Genomic DNA, 5,158 nt, shown 5'->3' on the forward strand with positions numbered 1-5,158 from the left:
AAGATGCTGGTGATCCTCAACGCCCGCAAACGGGAAGCGGAGGCCCAGATGGCCTCCGCCTGACAAGACAGTTGCTACAGAAAGCCAAAGCAGTCGAGCAAGCTCGACTCTACAGGGGCATGCGCAACCGCTTACGCGTCGCGGTTGCCGCGACGCATCACGCGCTGCTTCTCGATCGCCCAGTCGCGGTCCTTGGCGGCATCGCGCTTGTCGTGGGTCTGCTTGCCCTTGGCCAGCGCGACTTCGAGCTTGATCTTGTTCTTGCTCCAGTACATCGCGGTGGGCACGATCGTGTAGCCATCGCGCTCGACCTTGCCGACCAGCTTGTCGATCTCGCTCCGGTGCAGCAGCAGCTTGCGCTCGCGCCGGTCGTTGGCCACCACATGGGTCGAGGCCTGGATCAACGGGGTGATCTGCGCGCCGATCAGGAAGATCTCTCCATCCTTGACGTAGGCGTAGGCGTCGACGATGTTGCCGCGGCCCGCACGGATCGATTTCACTTCCCAGCCCTGCAGGGCCAGGCCGGCTTCGAAGCGATCCTCGATGTGGTACTCGTGGCGGGCACGCTTGTTCAGCGCGATGGTCTTGTTGGCCGTCGCGCTCTTTGCTTTATCCTTGCCGCTGTTCTTGCTCATTTCCGTATTGTCTCCGATTCGGGCCCGCCCGGTCGATTGCCGAAACGTCCTGTATTCATGCCTACTATCCGCCGCAGCGCCCTGGTCGAACATTCGGCCGCGCGCATGTTCGACCTGGTCAACGATGTCCAGGCCTATCCGCGCCGTTTCCGCTGGTGTTCGGCCGCCCAGATCCTGGAGCAGGGCGAAGACCGTCTGGTGGCGCGCCTGGACCTGGGCCTGGGCTCGTTCAGTACCTGGTTCCAGACCGAAAACACCCTGCAGCGCCCGCACAGCATCGACATGCAGCTGCGCGATGGCCCCTTCAAGCAGCTGCACGGCCGCTGGGAATTCCATGCATTGGCCGAAGATGCCTGCAAGGTCACCCTGACCCTGGAGTTCGAGCCCAGCTCGCGCTTGCTGGGCCCGGCGCTGGCGATCGGCTTCCAGGGGCTGGCCGATCGGATGGTCAACGATTTCGTCCGCGTCGCCGACGAGGGCTGAGCGATGATCGAGGTCGAGGTGGTGCTGGCCTGGCCGCAGCGGGTGCTGTCGCGCCGGCTGCAGCTGGAAGAGGGCGCGACCGTGGCCGATGCCATTGCCGCTGCCGCGCTGGAGGGCAGTGACGGATGCCCGGCCGTGGCCGTGCATGGCGTGCTGGCGCGCCCGCAGCAAGCGCTGCTGGAGGGCGACCGCATCGAACTGCTACGCCCGCTGCTGGCCGACCCCAAGGACAACCGCCGGCGACGCGCGCTCGGCGGTTGATACCCACGACCCGTCCCTGCGGACGGGTAGGGGGCCTCAGCGGCCCTTCTTCTTCTTGTCCTTCGGCAGGTTGCGGCCGAACTGGCGCACGGTCTGCTGGGCCAGGGCCTTGTCGTTGCCCGGGAAGTAGTCGCCTTCCCAACGGGTCACGTTGTCGTTCTCGAAGAACACGACGAAGTTCTTCACTTCGGTGCGGCCCAGGCGGTTGACGCGCTGGCTGGAGGTGTAGTCCCAGCGCTGGGCATGGAACGGATCGGGAATGGACGGGGTGCCCAGCAGCGCGGTGACCTGCTGCTTGCTCTGCCCGACCTGCAGCTTGGCCACGGCATCTTCCCGGATCAGGTTGCCCTGATAGATGGGTTGCTTGTAGATGATGCCGCACCCGGTGGTGGACAAGGCGACGGCGGCGACCAACAGGAGATTGCGCATCGGGACTGGCGGTTGGGGAAATCAAACCGATGATACACTCCCGGCGTGCCACCGCGACCCAATCCGAGGCAGCTGGCGCTAAATCGCCAATGAACGGAGACCTATGGAAACCCACGACCTGCGTAAAGTCGGCCTGAAGGTGACCCATCCGCGGATGCGGATCCTGGCGCTGCTCGAGCAGCGCAATGCCCAGCACCACATGACCGCCGAAGACATCTACCGCCAGCTGCTGGAGCATGGCGACGAGATTGGCCTGGCCACGGTCTACCGGGTGCTGACCCAGTTCGAGGCCGCCGGCCTCGTGCTCAAGCACAATTTCGAAGGCGGCCAGGCCGTCTACGAGCTGGACCGCGGCGGCCACCACGACCACATGGTCGACGTGGACAGCGGCAAGATCATCGAGTTTGAAAGCCACGAGATCGAAGAGCTGCAGCGCAAGATCGCGGCAGATCACGGCTACGAGCTGGAAGAGCACTCGCTGGTGCTGTACGTGCGCAAGAAGCGCAAGTAAGCGGTTCCAGCCAGCCGGACGCGACAGAACCCCGGGCGTGCCCGGGGTTTTTTGTTGCTTACGGTAGATCCACGCCATGCGTGGATGGCCCCATCAACACCTCCAGATCCACCGCCTCGGCCATCGCCCGGTTGCCCGCATCGCCCGGGTGCAGATGGTCACCGGAGTCGTAGGCGGGCGCCATCCGTGACGGGTCGGACGGGTCGCGCAGGGCCGCGTCCAGATCGATCACCGCGTCGAACGGACCGTCCGTGCGCAGCCAGGCATTGAGCTGCTGGCGCAGCGCCTCCTTGTCGGGCTGGTAGTAGTCGTCCAGCGGCGTGCCGGGCAGGGCGCCGGCGAACGGTGTCAGGGTGGCGCCGAGGATGCGCACGCCCCGGCGGCGGGCCTGTCTGGCCAGCGCCCGATAGCCGGCCTGCAGCTCGGCCAGCGTAGGACGGGCCTGCTTCCGGGCGAACGCGGTGCCCGGCCAGCTGATGTCGTTGATGCCGATCAGCACGATCACACTGGCAACGCCCGGCTGATCCAGCACATCCCGCTGCAGGCGAGCCAGAACCGACTCGCCCATGCCGTCGCGCAGCAGCCGGCCGCCGGAGATGCCGGCGTTGACCACCGCGACGCCGCGGGGTGCCAGCCGCGCGGCAAGGTGGTCGGTCCAGCGCTGGTCCTGGTCGAGGCTGGCGGTGGCGCCGTCGGTGATCGAGTCGCCAATCACCACCACGCTGCGTGCGCCGGGCGCGGCCTCGACTTCAATGCCCGTCACGAACAGGCGTGCGGTGGTGGGGGTGGCCCGATCCAGGCTGCGCGCCGGGCTCTGGTCGCCAGGGGCGATCCAGCTGGTCTGGCGGCCGTCCCAGTGAAAGGTCTGTAGCGGTGTCGGCCCCGGCACGAAGACGCTGACCTGCAGGGCCTGCTGATTGCCGGTGGTTAGGGCCAGCGGATCGCTCAGCCGTTCCTGGCCCGGGCCGATCAGCACAGTGGGCTGGCCGTCGAAGTGGAGCGGCAGTGGAGTCGCGCCCGGTCGTGCGGCCACGCTGGCCGCTCCTATCTGCAGTGGGTGCGTGCCGTAGGCATTGCTCAACCTTACCCGCAGACGCGGGCCGCCCAGGCTGATGCGCGCGGTCTGGCGGAAGGTCTGGTCGTGCAGCGATGCTGGAACCAGGGTTGGGAACAGGAAGTCGGCGCTCCACACCGGTTGCGGGCTGGCCTGCCAGCTGGCCACCCAATGTGGGGCAGGGGCGGCGCTGGCGGCGCCGGTCAGGGCGAGCAGGGTGCTGGCAGTGAGCTTGCGGAGGCGGTCCATGGAGCGATTCCGGAGGAAAGGAGCCGCCATGGTGATTTCGCCTTCATCTGTGAACTAGACTGCGTATGGACAATCATCTGTGAACTGGATTCATCTCCATGGCGCGACCCGACATCAACCGATCCGGCGAACTGGAAGTCTTCGTACGGGTGATCGAGACCGGCGGTTTTTCCGCCGCCGCCCGCACCCTGGACATGACCCCGTCGGCAGTCAGCAAGCTGGTGGCCCGGCTGGAACAGCGGCTGGGCACGCGCCTGCTGCAGCGGTCCACCCGCCAACTGCAGCTGACCCCGGAAGGCTGCGCGTTCTACGAGCGTGGCCTGCGCGTGCTGGCCGATCTGGACGAGGCCGAACGCTGTGCCAGCGCGCATGCCGAGCCGCGCGGGCGGCTGCGGGTCAATTCCAACGTGCCGTTCGGCCAGCACTTCCTGTTGCCGCTGCTGCCGGCGTTCCTCGAGCGCAACCCGCAGGTGGGGGTGGACCTGACCCTCAACGACGAGGTGATCGACCTGCTCGAGCAGCGCACCGACGTGGCGGTGCGCGCTGGCCCGCTGAAGAGTTCCAGCCTGGTGGCGCGGCGATTGGGCGCGACGCGGATGATGATCGTGGCCGCACCGGCCTACGCGCAGCGGCACGGCCTGCCGGCCAGCGTCGAGGAGCTGCAGGCGCACAACCGCCTGGACATCGGCCATGCGCGGGCGATGCAGGGCTGGCCGCTGTTGCAGGACGGTCGTGAGCGCATGCTGCTGCCCAGCGGCAATGCGCGCGCCAGCAACGGCGATGCACTGCGCCAGCTGGTGCTGGGCGGGCTGGGCATGGCGCGCCTGGCCGCGTTCCAGGTGCAGGCCGACATCGCCGCCGGGCGCCTGTTGCCGGTGCTGGAAGAGGCCAACCCCGGTGACCTGGAGGAGGTGCACGCGGTGTTCCTGGGGCAGGGCGGTTACCTGCCACTGCGGGTACGCGCGTTCCTCGATTTCCTGGTGGAGCACGTGGATCTGACGCAGCCACGGGGGTAGTGCCGGTGTGTTGTAGATCCACGCCATGCGTGGATGACCTCGGTCAGCCGAGCGAGCTCGACTCTACCAGCACCGCGCGGCGGCGCGTGCTTCCATCGGGCTGCCGGCCAGCGGCCGGCACTACCGCGCCGATGCGTTGTAGATCCACGCCATGCGTGGATGACCTCGGTCAGGCGAGCGAGCTCGACTCTGCCAGCAGCTTACGCGCGGCGGCGCGCGCTTCCTTCTGACGCAGCCACGGGGGTAGTGCCGGTGCGTTGTAGATCCACGCCATGCGTGGATGACCTCGGTCAGTCGAGCGAGCTCGACTCCACCAGCAGCTTGCGCGCGGCGGCGCGCGCTTCCTTCTGACGCAGCCACGGGGGTAGTGCCGGCCGCTGGCCGGCAACCTCACGAATCTTCACCGACTCGCATCGGGCTGCCGGCCAGCGGCCGGCACTACCGCGCCGATGCGTTGTAGATCCACGCCATGCGTGGATGACCTCGGTCAGGCGAGCGAGCTCGACTCTGCCAGCAGCTT

At 67.4% G+C, this 5,158-nt stretch carries 8 protein-coding genes; 4 read left to right on the top strand and 4 right to left on the bottom strand.

What is annotated here, in order from left to right; all coding sequences use genetic code 11:
- Positions 1–131: 131 nt before the first annotated feature.
- Positions 132–635: an SsrA-binding protein SmpB gene (gene smpB / locus ACMZPQ_RS22535; RefSeq protein WP_040007975.1), complete on the bottom strand. Its 504-nt coding sequence runs from the start codon at positions 633–635 to the stop codon at positions 132–134.
- Positions 636–692: 57 nt separating this feature from the next.
- On the opposite strand from smpB, the gene ACMZPQ_RS22540 reads away from it, so the two are divergent.
- Together ACMZPQ_RS22540 and ACMZPQ_RS22545 are read left to right on the top strand one after the other, a co-directional pair.
- Complete coding sequence (locus ACMZPQ_RS22540) at positions 693–1,118, top strand: type II toxin-antitoxin system RatA family toxin (RefSeq protein ID WP_032959119.1); 426 nt, start codon at positions 693–695, stop codon at positions 1,116–1,118.
- A 3-nt stretch (positions 1,119–1,121) separates the two neighbouring features.
- On the top strand, positions 1,122–1,379 hold the full coding sequence (locus tag ACMZPQ_RS22545) for an RnfH family protein (protein WP_197584283.1): 258 nt from the start codon (positions 1,122–1,124) through the stop codon (positions 1,377–1,379).
- Positions 1,380–1,415: 36 nt separating this feature from the next.
- Here the strand turns inward: ACMZPQ_RS22545 and ACMZPQ_RS22550 are convergent, their stop codons facing one another.
- The gene (locus ACMZPQ_RS22550) at positions 1,416–1,808 is read right to left on the bottom strand and encodes an outer membrane protein assembly factor BamE (RefSeq protein ID WP_049446301.1); all 393 of its coding nucleotides are present in this window, start codon (positions 1,806–1,808) and stop codon (positions 1,416–1,418) included.
- A gap of 103 nt (positions 1,809–1,911) precedes the next feature.
- Here ACMZPQ_RS22550 and fur point away from each other — a divergent pair, with 103 nt between their 5' ends.
- On the top strand, positions 1,912–2,319 hold the full coding sequence (fur, locus tag ACMZPQ_RS22555) for a ferric iron uptake transcriptional regulator (protein ID WP_005409235.1): 408 nt from the start codon (positions 1,912–1,914) through the stop codon (positions 2,317–2,319).
- Between the two features lie 58 nt (positions 2,320–2,377).
- On the opposite strand, the gene ACMZPQ_RS22560 is transcribed toward fur, so the two are convergent.
- Positions 2,378–3,622: an SGNH/GDSL hydrolase family protein gene (locus ACMZPQ_RS22560; RefSeq protein ID WP_197584281.1), complete on the bottom strand. Its 1,245-nt coding sequence runs from the start codon at positions 3,620–3,622 to the stop codon at positions 2,378–2,380.
- A 98-nt stretch (positions 3,623–3,720) separates the two neighbouring features.
- On the opposite strand from ACMZPQ_RS22560, the gene ACMZPQ_RS22565 reads away from it, so the two are divergent.
- The gene (locus ACMZPQ_RS22565) at positions 3,721–4,638 is read left to right on the top strand and encodes a LysR substrate-binding domain-containing protein (RefSeq protein ID WP_197584278.1); all 918 of its coding nucleotides are present in this window, start codon (positions 3,721–3,723) and stop codon (positions 4,636–4,638) included.
- A 290-nt stretch (positions 4,639–4,928) separates the two neighbouring features.
- Here the strand turns inward: ACMZPQ_RS22565 and ACMZPQ_RS22570 are convergent.
- The coding region (locus ACMZPQ_RS22570) for a hypothetical protein (protein ID WP_495495863.1) at positions 4,929–5,158 on the bottom strand (230 nt) is incomplete at its 5' end.

The sequence above is a fragment of the Stenotrophomonas maltophilia genome, from assembly GCF_047497515.2.
Lineage (GTDB): Bacteria > Pseudomonadota > Gammaproteobacteria > Xanthomonadales > Xanthomonadaceae > Stenotrophomonas.